The 18,749-nt window shown below is 69.4% G+C and carries 19 protein-coding genes; 9 read left to right on the forward strand and 10 right to left on the reverse strand.

Annotated features, from left to right (window positions below; genetic code table 11):
- The first annotated feature begins 148 nt into the window (after positions 1 to 148).
- The 4 genes from trpD to trpG are packed head-to-tail and all read left to right on the forward strand — an operon-like array spanning position 149 to position 4,087.
- On the forward strand, positions 149 to 1,159 hold the full coding sequence (gene trpD / locus ACYQZ5_RS12110; protein WP_459846315.1) for an anthranilate phosphoribosyltransferase: 1,011 nt from the start codon (positions 149 to 151) through the stop codon (positions 1,157 to 1,159).
- The gene (locus ACYQZ5_RS12115) at positions 1,159 to 1,827 is read left to right on the forward strand and encodes a phosphoribosylanthranilate isomerase (protein WP_379818643.1); all 669 of its coding nucleotides are present in this window, start codon (positions 1,159 to 1,161) and stop codon (positions 1,825 to 1,827) included. Before trpD ends, ACYQZ5_RS12115 begins: the two co-directional genes overlap by 1 nt.
- Positions 1,827 to 3,452, forward strand: coding sequence for an anthranilate synthase component I (trpE, locus tag ACYQZ5_RS12120; RefSeq protein ID WP_379818645.1), 1,626 nt, complete (start codon positions 1,827 to 1,829; stop codon positions 3,450 to 3,452). Before ACYQZ5_RS12115 ends, trpE begins: the two co-directional genes overlap by 1 nt.
- Complete coding sequence (gene trpG / locus ACYQZ5_RS12125) at positions 3,449 to 4,087, forward strand: anthranilate synthase component II (RefSeq protein ID WP_379731599.1); 639 nt, start codon at positions 3,449 to 3,451, stop codon at positions 4,085 to 4,087. Before trpE ends, trpG begins: the two co-directional genes overlap by 4 nt.
- Before the next feature lie 7 nt (positions 4,088 to 4,094).
- On the opposite strand, the gene ACYQZ5_RS12130 is transcribed toward trpG, so the two are convergent.
- The 6 genes from ACYQZ5_RS12130 to ACYQZ5_RS12155 form a co-directional block, all read right to left on the reverse strand.
- Positions 4,095 to 4,298, reverse strand: a complete 204-nt coding sequence (locus tag ACYQZ5_RS12130) for a DUF8029 family protein (RefSeq protein WP_379731598.1) — start codon at positions 4,296 to 4,298, stop codon at positions 4,095 to 4,097.
- Positions 4,299 to 4,449: 151 nt separating this feature from the next.
- Complete coding sequence (hisS, locus tag ACYQZ5_RS12135) at positions 4,450 to 5,760, reverse strand: histidine--tRNA ligase (protein WP_379731597.1); 1,311 nt, start codon at positions 5,758 to 5,760, stop codon at positions 4,450 to 4,452.
- 37 nt (positions 5,761 to 5,797) lie between these two features.
- Positions 5,798 to 6,388, reverse strand: a complete 591-nt coding sequence (locus tag ACYQZ5_RS12140; protein ID WP_379731596.1) for a DUF7411 family protein — start codon at positions 6,386 to 6,388, stop codon at positions 5,798 to 5,800.
- Positions 6,388 to 6,741, reverse strand: coding sequence for a DNA-binding protein (locus ACYQZ5_RS12145; RefSeq protein WP_379731595.1), 354 nt, complete (start codon positions 6,739 to 6,741; stop codon positions 6,388 to 6,390). The genes ACYQZ5_RS12140 and ACYQZ5_RS12145 overlap by 1 nt, the downstream gene beginning before the upstream one ends.
- A gap of 43 nt (positions 6,742 to 6,784) precedes the next feature.
- Positions 6,785 to 7,240 (reverse strand): 30S ribosomal protein S19e, encoded by a 456-nt coding sequence (locus ACYQZ5_RS12150; protein ID WP_379731594.1) that lies wholly within the window; start codon positions 7,238 to 7,240, stop codon positions 6,785 to 6,787.
- Between the two features lie 58 nt (positions 7,241 to 7,298).
- A complete protein-coding gene (locus tag ACYQZ5_RS12155; protein WP_379818647.1) occupies positions 7,299 to 8,333 on the reverse strand; it encodes a lysylphosphatidylglycerol synthase transmembrane domain-containing protein in 1,035 nt (344 codons plus the stop codon).
- 83 nt (positions 8,334 to 8,416) lie between these two features.
- Between ACYQZ5_RS12155 and thiL the strand changes: the two genes are divergently transcribed.
- On the forward strand, positions 8,417 to 9,298 hold the full coding sequence (gene thiL / locus ACYQZ5_RS12160; RefSeq protein WP_459846320.1) for a thiamine-phosphate kinase: 882 nt from the start codon (positions 8,417 to 8,419) through the stop codon (positions 9,296 to 9,298).
- A gap of 24 nt (positions 9,299 to 9,322) precedes the next feature.
- Here thiL and ACYQZ5_RS12165 read toward each other — a convergent pair whose 3' ends face one another.
- From ACYQZ5_RS12165 to ACYQZ5_RS12175, 3 genes are all read right to left on the reverse strand, one after another.
- On the reverse strand, positions 9,323 to 10,468 hold the full coding sequence (locus ACYQZ5_RS12165) for a site-2 protease family protein (protein ID WP_379732124.1): 1,146 nt from the start codon (positions 10,466 to 10,468) through the stop codon (positions 9,323 to 9,325).
- 128 nt (positions 10,469 to 10,596) lie between these two features.
- A complete protein-coding gene (locus ACYQZ5_RS12170; protein WP_379732123.1) occupies positions 10,597 to 10,860 on the reverse strand; it encodes a DUF7123 family protein in 264 nt (87 codons plus the stop codon).
- 256 nt (positions 10,861 to 11,116) lie between these two features.
- A complete protein-coding gene (locus tag ACYQZ5_RS12175; protein ID WP_379732122.1) occupies positions 11,117 to 11,896 on the reverse strand; it encodes a molybdopterin synthase in 780 nt (259 codons plus the stop codon).
- 90 nt (positions 11,897 to 11,986) lie between these two features.
- On the opposite strand from ACYQZ5_RS12175, the gene pyrH reads away from it, so the two are divergent.
- From pyrH to ACYQZ5_RS12190, 3 genes are all read left to right on the forward strand, one after another.
- Positions 11,987 to 12,709 (forward strand): UMP kinase, encoded by a 723-nt coding sequence (pyrH, locus tag ACYQZ5_RS12180; protein WP_459846323.1) that lies wholly within the window; start codon positions 11,987 to 11,989, stop codon positions 12,707 to 12,709.
- Positions 12,702 to 14,402, forward strand: coding sequence for a lysine--tRNA ligase (gene lysS, locus ACYQZ5_RS12185; RefSeq protein ID WP_379818652.1), 1,701 nt, complete (start codon positions 12,702 to 12,704; stop codon positions 14,400 to 14,402). The genes pyrH and lysS overlap by 8 nt, the downstream gene beginning before the upstream one ends.
- 84 nt (positions 14,403 to 14,486) lie before the next feature.
- Positions 14,487 to 16,355, forward strand: coding sequence for a site-2 protease family protein (locus tag ACYQZ5_RS12190; protein WP_459846325.1), 1,869 nt, complete (start codon positions 14,487 to 14,489; stop codon positions 16,353 to 16,355).
- Between the two features lie 3 nt (positions 16,356 to 16,358).
- Here the strand turns inward: ACYQZ5_RS12190 and ACYQZ5_RS12195 are convergent, their stop codons facing one another.
- Positions 16,359 to 16,883: a PadR family transcriptional regulator gene (locus tag ACYQZ5_RS12195; RefSeq protein WP_379732127.1), complete on the reverse strand. Its 525-nt coding sequence runs from the start codon at positions 16,881 to 16,883 to the stop codon at positions 16,359 to 16,361.
- Positions 16,884 to 17,040: 157 nt separating this feature from the next.
- Here ACYQZ5_RS12195 and ACYQZ5_RS12200 point away from each other — a divergent pair, with 157 nt between their 5' ends.
- Positions 17,041 to 18,546 carry a heme-binding protein gene (locus tag ACYQZ5_RS12200; RefSeq protein ID WP_379732126.1) on the forward strand — a complete coding sequence of 502 codons (1,506 nt, stop codon included), beginning with the start codon at positions 17,041 to 17,043 and terminating at the stop codon, positions 18,544 to 18,546.
- Positions 18,547 to 18,749: the final 203 nt, after the last annotated feature.

Consider the following 18,749-nt stretch of genomic DNA (forward strand, 5'->3'; position numbering starts at 1 on the left):
CCGCGCGGGTTTAGTTGAAGGTTTCGAAAGTCGACTCCGGCAGGTGATTCCTCACCGCCCGCCGTGACACTCCGGCACACGACAGCGTTAAGTCGATGAACAGAGTTGTACACTATACACCCAATCCGTACATTCGGATCCCCCACCCATGCAGGAACTCATCGAACGCGTGACCGACGGCGAGGACCTGAGCGTTGAGGAGGCCCGCGAGGCCGCGACGCGGGTCTTCGAGGAGGCGACGGAGGCACAGATCGGCGCGCTGCTGGCCGCGCTCCGGGCCAAAGGCGAGACCGAGGCCGAGATCGCCGGCTTCGCACAGGGGATGCGCGACGCCGCGCGCACGATCGACCCCGACGGCGCACCGCTGGTCGACACCTGCGGCACCGGCGGCGACGACTACAGCACGATCAACGTCTCGACCACCAGCGCGATCGTCGCCGCGGGCGCGGGCGTCGCGGTCGCGAAGCACGGCAACTACTCCGTCTCCTCCTCCTCCGGGAGCGCCGACGTGCTGGAGGTCGCCGGCGCCGACGTGGAGGCCGAACCGCCCGCCGTCGAGGACGCCATCGAGCGCGACGGGATCGGCTTCATGCTCGCGCCGGTGTTCCACCCCGCGATGAAGGCCGTCATCGGCCCACGGAAGGAGCTCGGCATGCGGACGATCTTCAACGTGCTCGGGCCGCTGACCAACCCCGCCGGCGCCGACGCGCAGGTACTCGGTGTCTACAGCGAGGAACTGGTCCCCCAGATCGCGGAGGCACTGACTCACATGCCCGTCGAGCACGCGCTCGTGGTCCACGGCGACGGGATGGACGAGATCGCGCTGCACGGCCCCACCACAGTCGCCGAAGTCGAGGGGGAGGAAGTCACCGAGTACACCATCGAGCCTGCGGATCTCGGCCTCGGCAGCGCGCCCGTCGACGCCATCGCCGGCGGCACGCCACAGGAGAACGCCGAGGACCTGCGGGGGATCGTGACCGGCGACGTGACCGGGCCGAAGCGTGACGTGATCCTCGCCAACGCCGGTGCGGCGATCTACGTCGCCGGCCTCGCCGACGACCTGGCGGAGGGAGTCGAGAAAGCCGCCGACGCGATCGACGAGGGCGCCGCCGCCGAGAAGTTCGACGCGCTCTGTGGCGAGCCGGTCGAGGCCGAGTGATGGTCCGCGCGAAGCTCTGTGGGCTCGGTACCGAGGCGGACGTCCACGCAGCGGTCGACGCCGGCGCCGACGCGGTGGGGTTCGTCACCGACGTGGACGTGGACACGCCCCGAGAAGTCGCCCCCGAGCGCGCGGCAACGCTGGCCGACGCGGTGCCGCCGTTCGTCACGACCGTCGCCGTCACGATCCCCGACAGCGTCGCGGCCGCCGTCGAGGTCGCCGACCGCGTCCACCCCGACGCGATCCAGATCCACGGCGAGTTCGGCCCCGAGGACGTGCGGGTGATCCGCGAGCGCGCGGGCGTCGACGTGATCGTCGCGCTCGGCGCCGACGAAACTGCCCGCGCCAGCGAACTCGAGGGCGTCGCGGACGCACTGCTCGTGGACTCGCTAACCGACGAGGACGCCGGTGGGACGGGGGAGACCCACGACTGGGAACGCACTCGCGAGCTTCGCGAGAGTCTCTCCACCCCACTCGTACTCGCCGGTGGACTCACCCCGGAGAACGTCCGCGAGGCAGTCGAGACGGTCGATCCCTTCGCCGTCGACGTGGCAAGCGGCGTCGAACGCGACGACGAGCCGGGACGAAAGAACCACGACGCGCTGGCGGCGTTCGTCCGCGAGGCTCGGGCCGCAGTCGAAACCGCGCCCGCCGCGGAGGGTATCTGATGCCGACGTTCGACCGGTCGCGCGAGGCGTTCGAGGCACTGTTCACTGGCGTCGACGGTCCCGCGGTCGCCCGGCTCACGGCCACGCTCGACACCGACACGGAGCCGCTGTCGGCCTACGCCGCCCTCTCCGACCGCAGCGACCACACGTTCCTGCTCGAGAGCGCGGAGAAAGTCGCCTCCAGCGACCCCGCCGGCGCGTTCGCCCCCGCAGAGGGCCACAGCGACGCCGGCGACGACGACGCCGACCGACACGCGCGGTTCTCGTTCGTCGGCTACGACCCCGAGGCGCTGGTCTCCGTCTACCCCGACCGCACCGAGGTCGAGGGGTTCGGTCCGGCGGCACGCTTCCTCGACGGCCTGGACGCCGACGCCGGGGAGGAGGTCGGTGCCTGCGGCGAGGAGCTGAACGACCCCGACACGCTCGACCGCCTGCGACTCGCGCTCCCGGGCGTCGAACGCGTCGGATTCGAGGCCAGCGACCGCCAGCGCCTCGACGGTGGCCTCGTCGGCTTCCTCGCGTACGACGCAGTGTACGACCTCCACCTCGACGAGGTGGGCGTCGAGCGGCCCGATCCGGTCGTCCCCGACGCGCAGTTCGTGCTCACCACCCGGACGCTCGCGTTCGACGACCGCGAGGGCACCGTCGAACTGGTGTTCACGCCGATCGTCGGTACCGACGACGACCCCGGCGCCGTCTACGACCGACTCGTCGCGGAGGCCGAAACCGTCGCCGGCGATCTCTCCGCCGCCACGGAGCCAGAAACCGGTGGGTTCGACCGCGAAGCCGACACGTCCGGCCCCCGAGACGAGTACGAAGCGGCCGTCGCCGAGATGCAGGAGCACGTCCTCGACGGCGACGTGTATCAGGGCGTCGTCTCCCGGAGTCACGAGATTACGGGCGATCTGGACACGCTCGGACTCTACGAGTCGCTGCGGGAAGTGAACCCCTCGCCGTACATGTACCTGCTCTCCTTCGGCGACCGATCGGTCGTCGGGGCGAGCCCGGAGACGCTCGTCTCGGTGACCGGTGAACGGGTCGTCTCGAACCCCATCGCGGGCACCTGCGCACGCGGCGCCAGCCCCGTCGAAGACCGACGGCTCGCGGGCGAACTGCTCGCCGACGGGAAGGAGCGCGCCGAACATACGATGCTGGTCGACCTCGCGAGAAACGACGTGCGGCAGGTGTCCCGACAGGGGTCGGTGCGCGTCGAGGAGTTCATGAACGTGCTCAAGTACAGCCACGTCCAGCACATCGAGTCGACTGTCACCGGACGGCTCCACCCGGATTTCGACGGGTTCGACGCAACCCGGGCGGCGTTCCCGGCCGGGACGCTCACTGGCGCGCCGAAAGTCCGCGCGATGGAGTTGCTCGACGAACTCGAGGCCGATCCCCGGGGGATCTACGGCGGCGGCGTGGGCTACTTCTCTTGGACCGGCGACGCCGACACGGCGATCGTGATCCGGACCGCGACGGTCGAACACGGGGACCCCGACGAGGTTCACGTCCGCGCCGGCGCGGGCGTCGTCGCCGACAGCGAGCCCGAAAGCGAGTACGAGGAGACCGAACAGAAGGTCCGCGGCGTGTTGGACGCGCTGGAGCGGATCGAAGGGGGTGAGCCATGAGCACCCCGACGACCGACGACGGCGACGCGCCGACGGTGCTGTTCGTCGACAACTTCGACTCGTTCACGTACAACCTCGTGGAGTACGTCGGCGAGGGCGCGCCCGACGCCGACGTGGAAGTCCTGCGGAACACCGCCTCGCTCGACCGAGTCCGGGAGATCGACCCCGACGCCGTCGTCATCAGTCCCGGCCCGGGCCACCCGCGAAACGAGCGCGACGTGGGGCTCACGATGGACGTGCTCCGGGAGGTCAGCCCCGACGTGCCCACCCTCGGGGTCTGCCTCGGCCTCGAAGCCGCCGTGTTCGAGTACGGCGGCGAGGTGGGGCACGCACCGCGACCGATCCACGGGAAGGCGTTCCCGGTCGAACACGACGGCGAGGGTGTCTACGCCGGCCTCGAACAGGGGTTCCAAGCGGGTCGCTACCACTCGCTGGTCGCGACGGACGTGCCCGACGAGTTCGAAGTGACGGCGACGACGCTCGACGATCCGGAGAACGGCGACAGCGAGGAACTGGTGATGGGTGTCCGCCACCGCGAGCACCCGATCGAGTGCGTGCAGTTCCACCCCGAGTCGGTGCTCACGGCCGTCGGCCACGACGTGATCGGCAACTTCCTCGACGGCGCGCTTCCCTGATCCGTTCTTAGAGGAACGTCGTCACCAGCCAGAGCGCGCCGATCAGCACCGACGCTATCAGTACAAGTTTCCACGCGATGCTGAGCACGACTCTACCGACGAGGATCACGATACCGATAGCGATGACGGCGAGCAGCGCCTGACCGATCGGCCCCTCCGGCATCGGTAGCTGCAGGAGCGCCAGCGACGCCGCCGGGAATGTGGTGGACATACTCCGAGGTGGGCCGCGCGACAGCATAACTCTGGGGGCCGACTTCAAGTATGAGAGCGGGACCAGCCCCCGTGTGCGTTGAGAACTGCCGTGTCGGGGACGAGGCGGGAGCGCGACACACCCGACACGGAACGAGGGTCGCCTGTTCGCCCTACGCGAAGTCCTCGTAGCGTGGCTGCTCGCGATCGCCGGGGAACTCGCCGACGGGTGCGGTGGTCTGGTCGCCGCTCTCCATCTCCTTGACAGTCACCTCGTCGTTCGCGAGGTCCTGCTCGCCGACGATCACGACCGTCTCCGCGTTGATCGAGTCGGCGTACCCCATCTGGGCGCCGAAGCTCCGATCGGACACGTCGGTCTCGACGACGTTTCCGGCCGCCCGGAGCTCACGGGCGATCCGGGCGGCCACCTCGCGGGTGTCGCCGACCGTGAGCACGTAGTAGTCCGTCGAGACCGCCTCCTCGGGGAAGACGCCGGCCTCCTGCAGGAGCAGCGGCAGCGTCGAGTTCATCACGCCCGGCGCGACGCCCACGGCGGGGGTGGGCTGGCCGCCGAAGGACTCGATCAGGTCGTCGTAGCGACCGCCGCCGAAGATCGCCCGGGAGACGCGGTCCTCGGTGTCGAAGCACTCGAACACGACGCCAGTGTAGTAGTCGAGGCCACGGGCGGTCCGGAGCGACACCCGGCAGTGCTCCCGGACGCCGAAGTCCTCGGCCGCCGACAGCACCGCCTGCAGGTTCTCGACGGCGTCGGTCAGCGTCGGCCGGTCGACCTCGGCCAGCAGCGCGTCCAGATCCTCGTTTCCGGCCGCGAGCAGGTCGTCGAACGCCTCCGCGTCCTCGATCGAAAGTCCGGCGTCGGCCAGCAGGCCGAGGTACTCCGCGCGGTCGACCTTCTCGCTCTTGTCGACCGCCCGGATCGCCTCCTGCACGTCGACGTCCTCGTCGAACGACCGGAGGAGCTCGCCGAGGATGTCCCGGTGGGAGACGCGGAACTCGAACTCCGAGGCTGGCAGCCCCAGCTCCGAGAGCGTGTCCGCGGCGAACGCGAGGATCTCGGCGTCGGCCTCCGGCTCGGCGGAGCCGAAGATGTCCACGTTGGTCTGGTAGAACTCCCGGAACCGCCCCTGCTGGACCTGCTCGTAGCGCCAGAACGGCCGCGTGGAGAACCACTTGATCGGCTTCGAGAGCGCCTGCTGCTTCGCGACAACCATCCGCGCGACCGTCGGGGTGAGCTCGGGGGTGAGCGCCACCTCGCGGCCGCCCTTGTCGGTGAAGTTGTACAGCTCGTCGACGATCCCCTCGCCGGACTTGTCGACGTACATCCCCACGTCCTCGAGCGCCGGCGTGGCGATCTCCCGGAATCCGTAGCGCCGGGCCACCTCCTCGGTCGTGTCGACGACTTCCCGACGGGCGGCCATCTCGTCGGGGTAGAAGTCCTTGAACCCCTTCAGGCGGTCGTACATGCCCGAGAGTTCCGGCCGCCGGCGCTTGAATCCTGTGTTAGGCCAGCCCGCGGACGATCGTCTGGTCGTGGTCGGGGAACACCGCCTCGACGGTGTCCTCGCCCTCCCGCTCGCGGATCAGTGCGCGGAGCTCACCCTCGTAGTCGGCGCGGGCGATCTCCTCGCTCGGGCCGGTCTCCACGTCCAGCTCCTGATCCACCAGTCGGTCGACTGCGCCGCGGCCGAACCCAGCCAGCGGCGAGAGGTAGTCGATCCCGTGGCGGTCCTCCAGACTCTGTGCGGTGGCGCGGGAGACGGTCGGCACCCGGTCGTCACGCCGGGTGCCGTCGGCGACGGCGACCACGTCCCGCTCGGCGACCACCTCCAGCGCGTGCTCGTGGACGCGCTGGATGCCGTTCCGCGGGTAGCCGTCCTCGATCATCCGATCGACCGCCTCCTCCGCGACGTCACGGTCGAGCTCGACCGTGTCGAACGGGAACCCCAGCGCGTCGGCGGCAGCACGGGCGTTCTCGAACTCCTCGGTGACGCCGAAGTGGGCGGTCACGAGCGTCACGTCGTAGAAGCGGTCGAGGATCAGCGCCGCCAGCGAGGAGTCCTTGCCGCCGCTGTAGAGGAGCGCCAGCTCCATCAGCGCCGGCGGATGTCGAAGCTCTTCTCCTCGGGCTTCAGCTCGCGGAGGATCTGCTTCATCCGGTCCTCGTCGATCTTCCCCTGCAGCCGGCCGCTCTGGGCCAGCGCGGTCACCTGTCGCTTGACCTGTTCGGCGAACTCGGGCTTGCTCATCTCGACGGCGTTGAGCCGCTGGCGCGCGTCGTCGGTGAGGTGCTGTTTCAGCAGCGCGTCCTGCTGAGCCTTGGCGCGCTCCTGCTGCTCCTTGGCGGCCTGTCGCTGTGCGTCCTCGCCGCCGGCTTTGTCCTGCAGCTCTTCGAGTCGCTCCTGGCGAAGCTCTTCGAGTCGGTCTTCGTCGGGGTTGCCACTCATGGGTAGCTGTTACTGCTCTCCGCGCAAAACGGTTGCGGCGTCGTTAAGCGTACTTCTGGAGCTCCGGCCGGTCGAGGTCCTCGAGCGTCTCGCTCGCGACGGTGTCGAGCAGGCTCCGCCCCTCGTCGGTCACGCGTCGGCCCTCACCCTTCGCCGTCTCCACGAGGCCCTCGTCCTCGAGCTGCTGGAGCGCGGTCCGGATGATCTTGCGGGAGCCGCCGGTGTGGTGGCTACCGGAGACGCGGTAGCGCGTCGTACCGCTCTTCGAGCCGCCGTACTCCGTCGCGAGTCGCTCGACACCGACCGGGCCGCGGACCGCGACCTTCCGCAGGAGGCTGGCCGCGCGAACGTGCCAGAAGTCCTCCTGCTGGGGCGGGAGTTCGCGGTCGACACTCGTCTTGGTGAACTCCGCCCAGTCGGGTTCCTCGATACGGCCGTCGAGCTCCTCGGCGAGGGCCTCGATGAGGTCCTCCGCCGGAACGTCGTAGAGGGTTGCCATAGGGAGGAATTCTTCCCTGTTCCGGATAAACCCATCGTATCGGTGTCCCGCGAGGGTGTCAGGCGCTGGCGCGGGCGCCCGCGCCGACCGTCCCCATCACCAGACCACCGAGCACGACCGGCACCCAGAACACCGCGCCGCGGTAGATCACGACCGCCGCGAGCGCGACCGACTCGGTGACGCCGGCAAGCGGCGCCGCCACGAGCAGCGCCACGAGGACGATTTCGATCCCGCCGGCGCCGCCGGGCAGCGGCGTCATCCCCGCGATGGCGCCGATCGGGACCACGAACATCACCGCCGCCAGACTCACCGGCTCCCCGATCGCCCGGAAGGCGAGCCACAGTCCCGACATCTGGAGCGCCCAGCCGAGCGCGGAGAACAGCAGCGCGAGCACGAGCCCCCGGGGGTTCGTCGCGACGCGCTCGATCGCCTCGAAGAAGTGGCTCACGCGCGTCTCGATCGCCGTCCGACCGGGGTCGGAAACCCGAGGGACGTACCTCCCGGCGAGCCGGCCGGCACGCGCGCCGATGTTCACGACCGTCGTCTCGACGCGCTCGTGGTTCCGCCAGCCGAACACGAGGGCAGCGACGACGACGACTGCCAGCCCGACCACGACCATCGACGCCGACTCCAGCCGCGCGTTGAACGTCGTCTGGGTCGCGAAGTAGCCCATCCCCAGCAGCGCGAGGATGATCGAGGGGACGAAGTTGAGCGTGTCCACGCTCGCGATGGCCGCGAGGCCGGTGCCGTAGTCGGTGTCCGTCACCTTCGAGATGAGCAGCGCGGTCACGGGTTCGCCGCCGGCCTGGCCGAACGGCGTGACGTTGTTGTTGAACATCGCCCCCGAGAACACGAGAAACGTCTTGATCGGCGAGACCTGCTGGCCGAGCACGCCCAACACCGTTCGGAGCGCCAGCCCCCACGCGAACAGCCACGCGACCGTGACGGCGACGACCAGCCCGACCGTCGCCGTGTCGGCGTCCCGGAGGTACCGCAGCAGGTCGCCGACGCCGACGAAGTAGAGCAACAGCCCGAGCACGCCGATCGCGGCCGCGAAGCCGAGCAGCGTGGCTTTGAGCTGGTCGGTGTCCATGGCGGGTGGAACTCCCGGGACGCGTTTCAAGGCTCCGATGGCGGTCGATGGGGTTTATCCGGAGCCCACGCCCACGCCGAGACATGGACGAGCGAAGCGCGCTGGCGGCGCTGGCGACGACGCTGCCCGCCGCGGGCGACGACGCCGCGGTCGTCGACGGCCTCGCGATCACGACCGACATGCTCCACGAGCGCTCGGATTTCCCGGCGGGGACGACCCGCGAGACGGCCGGCTGGCGCGCGGTCGGCGCCTCGCTCTCGGATCTGGCGGCGATGGGCGCCGACGCGACCTGTGCGGTCGCGGTGTACGCCGCCCCCGAGTTTGAGGAGGCGGCGCTCTCGGCGTTCGTCCGGGGCGCGAGCGAGGTCTGCGAACTGGTCGACGCCGAGTACGTCGGCGGGGATCTCGACGAACACACGGAGTTCACGACAGCGACGACCGCGGTGGGCCACGTCGACAACCCGGTCTATCGGGACGGCGCGACGCCCGGCGACGCGGTCTGCGTGACGGGCGAACTCGGCCGGACAGCGGCCGCACTCCGGCGGTTCGCCGCGGGCGACACCGAGTCGGGGAACGAGCTGTTCCGGTTCACCCCCCGAATCGCCGCCGGGCGCGCGCTCCGGGGCCACGCCAGCGCGATGATGGATTCAAGCGACGGGCTGGCGCGCTCGCTCCACCAGCTCGCGGAGGCAAGCGACTGCGGCTTCGCGATCGAGTGGGACCGATTACCGGTCCACCCCGCCGTCGAGGAAATCGCCGAGAACGAGTCCGACCGGCGGGAGTGTGCGGCCCACGTCGGCGAAGACTTCGAACTCGTGTTCACGACGCCCGATCCGGACGCGGCGATCGAAGCGGTCGAAAGGACCGGAACGGACGCGACAGTGGTGGGCGAAGTCGTCGACTACGGGGTGACCGCCGACGGCGAGCCGCTCCCCGACCGCGGCTACACCCACGGCGACGGCTAAATCCCGGACGGGCCGAAACGGGACTCAGACGGTCGCGATCTCGATCGGGACGGGGAGGAAACAGAGCGCGCCGAGCGCGAACGTCAGCGCTGCGACGGCGACGCGTTTCCACCCCAGCGGCGTCTCGTCGATCGGGTCCGCCGAGCCGCCGAAGGAGACGAACAGCGTGATGAACCCCCAGAGAAGCCACAGTCCAACGGAGTTCTGCATCCCGAGGTCGCGGACGTACCAGAGGTAGCCCGCGAGGCCGAACAGCGCGCCGGGGACGAGCGCGGCGACCGTTTCCTGTCGCCGCCCGAGCACCGCCCGGAGGATGTGGCCCCCGTCGAGTTGGCCGACGGGCAGCAGGTTCAGGACGGTGAAGAACATCCCGATCCAGCCGCCCATCACGACCGGGTGGACCGCCTGCGAGGGGTCGCTGTATCCGGTTTGCTGCCCCAGCGCGGTCGCGATCAAATCCAGCAGCGGGGGGTTGTGGAAGACGATCGCCTCGCCGCTCCCCTGCAGCACGCGCTGGGGCACCGTCATCGGGTCGAGCGAGACGCCGATCGCGGTGACGACGATCGTCGCGACCAGCCCGGCCAACGGTCCCGCAGCGCCGATGTCCAGCAGCGCCTCGCGGTCCGGGACCCGGCTCCGCATCCGGATCACCGCGCCCATGGTGCCGAACGGGACGTAGAACGGGATCACGTACGGGAGGCTCACGTCGACGCCGTGTCGCCGGCCGGCGACGTAGTGGCCCATCTCGTGGGTCAACAGCACGCCCAGCACCGCGGCGGTGAACGGCCACGCCTCAAGGATCCTGAGCGGGTTCGCGACGATCGCCGAGAGCGGGATGTAGTACCAGACGGTCGCGCCCACGAGCATGGTCGTGAACACCGTCGCCGCCAGCAGCGCGACGTTGAGCCGGGGGTCCGTCTCCGAGGTTGCCGACGAACCGATCGGACGGGCGACCAGCACGTCGTTCCCCGCGTCGTCGGTCGAGAAGCGGAGTTCGTAGCCCGCCGCCTCGAACGCCGGCACCAGTTCGTCGGCGAGCCGGGAGCGGGGGACCAGCGGCTCGCCGTAGTAGCGGATTCGGTCGCCGTCACGCCGGACCGCCGTCAGGTGGAACCACGCGTCGAGCGCCTCCGGGTGGGGGACCTCGTCGGACCCGGATCTGTCTGCCATCAATCGCGGTTACCGATGCTCGCGCATAAGACTTGGTACGACAGAAGGGGACCGAACGGAGGGGAAACCGTCAGCGGGGACCGCCGGCGGCGGGCGCTGCCCGGCGGTAGTCGGATCGGCGCGGTCCGTCAGGCCGTCTCGACGCGCCACGTGGTCGCGCTGGTGTACGACCACTTCTCGACCTCAAGGTCGGAGGCAGCGTCGCTGAGCTTCACCATCAGCGCGCCGATCTCCTTGGGGGAGAGGTCGACTTCGTCGGCGATGAACTTCGACTTGAAGTACATCTCGCCGTCCTCGGCCTTCTCACGCAGGTAGCGCGTGAGGCGCTCCTCTTTCGAGAGTTCGTCGGTGTCGGACACGCCGTCGGTGGAGGGGTTCCGGGTTGCGCTCATTGGTGTTCGCCTCACTCCGTCCCACGGCCTAAGGGGGCATATAAACTCCAGACAGTCCCCCGGAGTTCGAACCGTTTCAAGCCGGTCGAAGCGCGAAACAGAGCTAAAATGGATTGTTTACGAACACCTCATAGCGCTTTAGACGTTTTACAAGCGGTTTTGAACCGCTAACTCTGGTTCCGTTCCAGATGCGTTACGAGTCCCGGATCGGGGGTGAGACCGGCCCGGATCGCACGCTCGCCGCGCCCGGCGCGGGTCACGCGCGGTCGTGGACCCAGAACTCCTCGTCCTCCGTAGTCTCCTTCTTGAACAGGGGAACCTCGTCTTTCAGGCGGTCGATCCCATCCTCGACGGTCCGGAACGCCTCCCGGCGGTGGCCCGCGAGCACGACGACGAACACGATGTCCTCGCCGTCGACGACGACGCCGGTTCGGTGGTGGAACAGCACCTCGAACACGCCGTCGCGCTCCTCCAGTTCCGCGGCGATGTCGGCCATCCGCTGCTCGGCGACGCCCTCGTACTTCTCGAACTTGAGGTGGGTCGTGCGGCTGTCGTCCTCGGAGTCCTTCGCCCGCACGCGGCCGGTGAACGTCGCGATGGCGCCGGAGCGTTCCGCGAGCGGCGACTGCTTGGCCGCCTCGACCAGCGACTCCAGCGTGACGTGCGGATCCAGTTCGTCCAGTTCCGCCGCGAGCGCGTCGGGGTCGATCTCGCTCGCGTCCTCGACGCGGCGGAGCACGTCACCGGGTACCTCCTCGTCGCCGATCACGACGGTCGGGAGCCGGAGCTTCGAGAACCCCGAGATCACCGCGTACTCGTAGTCGGGCGCGAGGTCGTCGAGCAAGTCCGCAAAGGAGCGGTCGTCGCCCGCGGCGGTCCAGCCGCCGTCGTCGGCGAGTTCGAATCGCCCGTCGACGGCAGTCTCGTCGTCGATACCGTCGGTCCGACCGACCGTCGCGACGCGGCCGTCCAGCCGTGCCGCGACGGCGTCGCGCACGTCGGCGGCGCCGGGGCCGACGATGGAGAGAGCCTGCATGGCTCTATGGGGGTCGGCGACCGGTTTAGGCCTTTTCTCGCCGGGCGCCGACCACCGCCCTTAAGACCGCCACCGCCGGACCTTCACCTAATGCGAGTCGTCGTCTCTATCGGGGGTAGCGTACTGGCTCCGGGTCTCGACCCCGAGCGCGTCGAAGGGTTCGCCGACGCCCTCGGCACGCTCTCGGCGGAGGGCTGTGAGCTGGGCGCGGTCGTCGGCGGCGGCACCGTCGCCCGGCAGTACATCGGCGCCGCCCGGGAGCTGGCGGCCAACGAGTTCCAGCTCGACGAGCTCGGGATCGGCGTCACGCGGCTCAACGCCCGGCTGCTGATCGCGGCGATGGGCCACGGCGTCCAGCGGACGCCCGCCACGAGCTACGACGAGGCCGGCGAGGCGATCCGCGGGGGCGACACCGTCGTCATGGGCGGTATCACGCCCGGGCAGACCACCGACGCCGTCGCGGCCGCGCTCGCGGAGTACATCGACGCCGAACTGCTGGTGTTCGCGACCAGCGCCGACGGCGTCTACAGCGCCGACCCCGAAACCGACGACGACGCCGAGCAGTACGGCCAGCTCACCCCCAGCGAACTGGTCGAGGTGATCGCGCCGATGGACCGCGGCGCGGGCGCCTCCGCCCCGGTCGACCTGCTCGCGGCCAAACTCATCGAACGCTCGTCGCTTCGCACGATCGTCCTCGACGGTACCGACCCCCAAGCCGTCGTCGACGCCGTACTGCGCGGCGAACACAGTGGCACCGACATCGTCCCCACGGGCGAGAGCGACGAGCCGACGTACTGGACCCAGCATGAGTAGCGAACGGACTCCCGACCCGGACGCCGACGCCGCCGGCCCCTCCTCCGGCCCGACCGCGGGCAGCGACGCCGGCGACGGCGGCGGCGAGACACGATTCCACGCGTTCTGGGCCGACGCCGTTGCCGACGACGTGGAGGCCCGCGACCCCGACGACCCGATCGTCATCAAGGGCGGCGTCTCCCCCTCGGGCATCCCCCACCTCGGCCACTTCAACGAGATCGTCCGCGGCTACTTCGTCGCCGAGGTGCTCCGCGAGCGCGGCCACGAGGTCCGGCAGGTGTTCACCTCCGACGACCGCGACCCGCTCCGGAAGCTCCCGCGACGGCTCGCCGACGCCGACTGGAACGTGGTGGAGTTGGGCGACGTAGACGCCGGCGCGCTCGGGAAGAACCTCGGCAAGCCCTACACCGCGATCCCCGACCCGTTCGGGGAGTGCCACGACTCCTACGGCGAGCACTTCGCGGACCTGCTCGCCGGCGCCGCCGAGATGGTGGACGTGCCCGTCGAGGTGCTCTCGAACACCGAACTGTACGAGACCGGGGAGTTCGAGCCGGAGATCCGGACGATCCTCGAGAACGTCGACACCGCCCGCGAGGTACTGGCCGACTATCAGGACTCCGTGGACGCCGACTACTCTCCGTTCCGCGTGGTTTGTGAGGAGTGCGGCATCGTCACCACCGACGTGACCGTCGCGGATCTGGACGAGGGGACGGTGGAGTACGAGTGTACGGGCATCACCGCGGGCGACCGCGAGATCGAGGGCTGCGGTCACGCCGGCGAGGCGACCCTGCGGGACGGCAAGCTCTCGTGGCGCTTCGAGTGGCCCGCGCAGTGGAGCCTTCTCGGGGTTGATTTCGAGCCGTTCGGCAAGGACCACGCCGAGGGCTCGTGGCCCTCCGGCGAGGAGATCGCCCGGGAGGTGCTCGGCATCCAGCCCCCCGTGCCGATGACCTACGAGTGGTTCACGCTCAACGGCGAGCCGCTCTCCTCATCCTCGGGCAACGTCGTCACCGTCCCCGAGGTGCTCGACCTGCTCGAACCAGAAGTCCTGCGGTACTTCTTCGCGCTCGACCCGAACAAGGCCCGAGACTTCGACATCTCCCGGCTCGATCAGCTGGTCGACGACTTCGACCGCTTCGAGCGCGCCTACTTCGGCGATGTCGACGACGAGGAACTGGAGCGGTTCGCGAACCGGGCGTACCCGTTCGTGGTTGAGGAGGTCCGCGAGGAGCGCATCCGCCTCCCCTACACGTTCGCCGCCGTACTGGGGATGGTCGAGGACCGCGACCTTCGCATCCAGATGGCCCGCAACGAGGGGCACATCCCCGAGGACGCCCCGGAGTGGGCGATCGACGACGCGCTCGCCCGCGTCGAGAAGGCCCGCGCGTGGGGCGAGCGCTGTGACAACGCCTACAACTACCGGCTCCAGACCGACCTGCCCGACACCGACCTCACCGCCGACGAGCGGGCAGCGCTGGACGACCTCGCCGAGTTCGTCGCCGAGGGCCACGACGGTGACGCGATCCAGGGCGAGATCTACGAGCTCGCGGAGGAGCACGGCCTGGAGACGGGCGACCTGTTCGCCGCGGGCTACCGGCTGTTCTTCGACAAGGAGCAGGGGCCACGGCTGGGCGAGTTCCTCGGCGAACTCGACCAGTCGTTCGTCGTCGAGCGGCTCCGCCGGGAGGGGTAGCCCCCCGATCCCGTCGCGGCGTCCAGCGGCGGCGTAACGTCGGACCCGAACGCCTTTGCCCGGCCGGGCCGGACCCACACGCAGATGATCGACGGGCTGTTACAGGCTGTTCCCACCCTCGGCCCGCTGACGTGGATACTCGTCGGCGTGGCCGCCTACTCGCTGGCGGCCTACTGGCTCGACGAACGGGGGCTGGTCCCCGACTCGATCAGCGTCTCCGGGCCGATCACGACGATCCACACCAAGCGCGGTCGGGCGTTCCTCAACTGGCTCGCCGGCCCCAAACGCTTCTGGCGGGCGTGGACCAACGTCGGCCTCGGCGCGACGCTGGTGGTGATGGTCGGGATGTTCGTCCTGCTGCTCCGGCAGGGGCGGCTGATCCTCGAAAACCCGCCCGCGCCGTCGCCGGTGAACGAGCCCGCGAACGTGCTGGTGATTCCCGGCGTCAACGAGTTTCTCCCGCTGTCGGTCGCGCCGGAGATCGTCGCCGGCCTGCTGGTCGGGCTGGTCGTCCACGAGGGCGGCCACGGGCTGCTCTGTCGCGTCGGCGACATCGACATCGAGTCGATGGGGCTGGTGACGCTCGCGGTGATCCCGATCGGCGCGTTCGTCGAACCCGACGAGGAGAGCCAGCGGGCGGCCGACCGCGGCGCCCGCGCCCGGATGTTCGCCGCCGGCGTCACCAACAACTACCTCGTCACTATCGTCGCGTTCGCGCTGCTGCTCGGCCCGGTCGTCGGCTCGATCGCCGTCGCCCCCGGCGCCGCGATCGGCGGCACCCAACCCGGCTCAGCGGCCGCCGAGGCCGGGATCGACGGCGGCGACCGGATCGTGATGGTCGGCGACCGCGAGATCACGAACGGCAGCGAACTCGACGCCTATCTCGCGAACAGCAACGAGACAGAGGTGACGGTCACGCTCGGCGACGGCACCGAGACGACCGTGGAACGCTCGCTGCTCGTTACCAGAGTCGCCGGCGGCTCGCCGTTCGACCGCGAGGGGGCGGCCGGGCTGGACGTGAACGACACGATCACCGCCGTCAACGGCACCGAGGTCCGCACCGAACGCGGGTTCCGCGAGGCGGTCGGGAACCGGACGAGCGTCACGATCACGACCGCCGACGGCGACACGACGACCGGACCGATGGGCGTGCTCGTCCGGGCGACCGCCCCGGACCTCCCGGGGATCGGCGGCCAGCCCGGGGACCACCCGCTCAACGACTCCGCGGGGTTCCCCGCTCGAACGCCGTTCACGCTGCTCAGTATCGACGGGCAGATCACCCACACCGCCGCGGACGTGACGGCTGCGCTCGAGGAGCGTAACCCCGGCGAGACAGTCGAGGTCGTCGCGGTCGTCGACGGCGAGCGGCGGAGCGCGACGGTGACGCTGGTCGAGGACTACCGCGAGAACGAGTCGGGCGGCTATCTGGGCATCGCGCCGCTGTCGGACGGCGAGTACAGCGGCGTCGGCACGAGCAGCCTCGGCGTCGACTACTACCCGGCGGCGGGGTTCCTCTCGCTGCTGAACGGCGACGGCGGTGTCGGCGTCGTCGCCGCCGGCGGCTCGGTGCTCGGTCTGGTGCTCGTCGTCCTCCTGCTACCGTTCATCGGCGCGGTCGGCGGTGGGCAGTACAACTTCGCCGGCTTCGTCGCGGCCAACCGGAACTTCTACGAGATCACCGGGCCGCTCGAACCGCTCGGCGGCGGGGTGTTCCTGCTGGCGAACCTCCTCTTTTGGACCGGCTGGATCAACCTCAACCTCGCCTTCTTCAACTGCATCCCGGGCTACCCGCTCGACGGCGGGCGGATCCTCCGGGCCTGCGTCGAGGCGGTGGTCGCACGGCTGCCCGTCGAGGACAAGCACACGCTGACGCGGGCGATCACGACGAGCGTCGGGCTCGCGATGCTCGCGTCGCTGCTGCTCGTGGTGTTCGGGCCGCAGCTCCTCAACTGAGCGTCAGTTGGGGTCTTCCTCGACGTCCATCCGGTCGTAGAACTCCTCGGGGGTGTCGTCGATGCGCTCGAAGTCGTCGAAGTAGTACTCGTGGTGCCGGACGACCTGTTCGCAGATCCACCGCGAGAACGTCTCGTCGAAGCGCCAGTGTTCGGCGGGCTGTTCCACGTCGAACCGCTCGTCGGTGGCGAAGCTCACGTAGACGTGGTAGAAGCCGAGGATCACGTCGGCGAACTCCCGGGCCTTCGCGCCGGTCTCGACGCGCTTCTCGGCGAGTTCCTGCTCGCCCGCCTCGGTGAGCTCGAAGTACTTCCGATCGGGCTCGTCCTCGCGTTCGATCCGCTCGGCCCAGCCGTTGTCCTCGAACTTGTAGAGGATGGGGTAGACGGAGCCGTAGGACGGCTCCCAGTGACCGCCGCTGATGTCGCCGATCTCCTTGAGGATCTCGTACCCGTACCGGGGCTTCTCCTCGAGGAGTTCGAGCACGATGTACGAGATGAGGCCTTTCGGGGGGCCGCTCTTCCGCATCGTTCCCCGTACGGAGGGGGTTCTCTGAAAGGGTTTCGGTCCGGGAAGCGGCGCTTCAGCGACTGATTCGGGCGGTAACGGGAAAATCCGCCCGTTCAATCGTTCGTGAGCGGAGTGACACGCAACGCCCAAGCCCCCACAGTCCCGACCCTGAAGCATGACGGAGCCACCGCAGACCGAGGAGGGTTGGTTCGTCCTCCACGACTTCCGTGACGTCGACTGGGACGCTTGGCGCGACGCCCCCGACCGCGAGCGCGAGCGCGCGGTCGCGGAAGGCGTGGAGTACCTCGAGGACCACGAGGCCGTCGTCGACGCCGACGAGGGTACCTCGGCGGTGTTCAGCGTCGTCGGCGACAAGGCCGACCTGCTGGTGATGCATCTCCGCCCGACGCTGGATCACCTCTCGACGGCCGAGCGGCGGTTCGAGCACACCGCACTGGGGGAGTTCACCGAGCAGGCCACCTCCTACGTCTCCGTGACGGAGGTGTCGGGGTACGTCTCCGACGCCTACTTCGCCGAGGACGAGGAGGAGGTCGACGAGGGGCTGAAGCAGTACATCGAGGGGAAGATCAAGCCCGAACTGCCCGACGACGAGTACGTCTGCTTCTACCCGATGGACAAGCGCCGCGGCGAGGAGGTCAACTGGTACGACCTGCCGTTCGACGAGCGCGCGGACCTGATGGCCGGCCACGGCGAGACCGCCCGGAAGTGGGGCGGGAAGGTCGACCAGATCATCTCCTCCTCGCTCGGGCTGGACGACTGGGAGTGGGGCGTGACGCTGTTCGCCGGCGACGCCGTCGACATCAAGGACATCGTCTACGAGCTCCGGTTCGACGACGCCACCTCGAAGTACGGCGAGTTCGGCTCCTTCTTCGTCGGCCGGCGGTTCCCGCCCGCTGATCTGGGCGCGTACCTGCGCGGCGAGACGGTGCCGACGGGCGACGACGGCGGTCATCCTGATGGTCACCACCACGGCGAGAGCGAGGGCCACCACGGCGATGGTCACCATCACGGTGAGGGAGACCACGGCGACGGCGACGGTCACCACGACCACGGCGACGACGAGGACGAAGCCGACGCGGGCGACATCCGCGGCCAACTCGAGGACCTCGACATCTACGCGGGCCAGCCCCACGGCGAGGACGTGTACGCGACGGTGCTGTACAGCGAGGCCGACGCCGAGGAAGTCAGCGAGGAGGTCGACGGCCTCCGCGGCAACTTCGAGCACTACGACACTCACGTGAAGACGGCGGTGTACGAGGGGACGTACACCGACCGCGTCGCGGTCGTGAGCATCTGGGACACCGCAAGCGCCGCCGAGACCGCGGCGGGGTTCCTCTCGGACCTGCCGGGCGTGGTCGAGCGCGCCGGCGAGGAGTCCGGCTTCGGCACGATGGGGATGTTCTACACCGTCAAGCCCGACTACCAGGAGGAGTTCGTCGAGAAGTTCGACACCGTCGGCGAGATGCTCGAAGAGATGGACGGCCACTTCGAGACCGACCTGATGGTCAACCGCGAGGACGAGAACGACATGTTCATCGCGAGCCAGTGGCGCTCGCAGGACGACGCGATGGAGTTCTTCCGCTCGGACGCGTTCCGCGACACGGTGCAGTGGGGTCGTGACGTGCTGGCGGACCGGCCGCGGCACGTGTTCTTGGCCTGATTCGGTCGTCGGAGGGCTATTCGTTTTCGGTCGTTTTTCGGTGTGATACGGGCTCTCGCCGGCAGCGACGGCAACAGCAGGTCGGTGCTAGACCACTTGCGACCGCACCGCCCCGCACAGCCCACGGACCTCCCCAGCCGACTCACTCGCTCACGTCCGTTCGCTCGTTCGTCCCTCGCGCTCGGCTCGCGCACGGAGGCGCT

The sequence above is a fragment of the Halolamina salina genome (assembly GCF_054653455.1).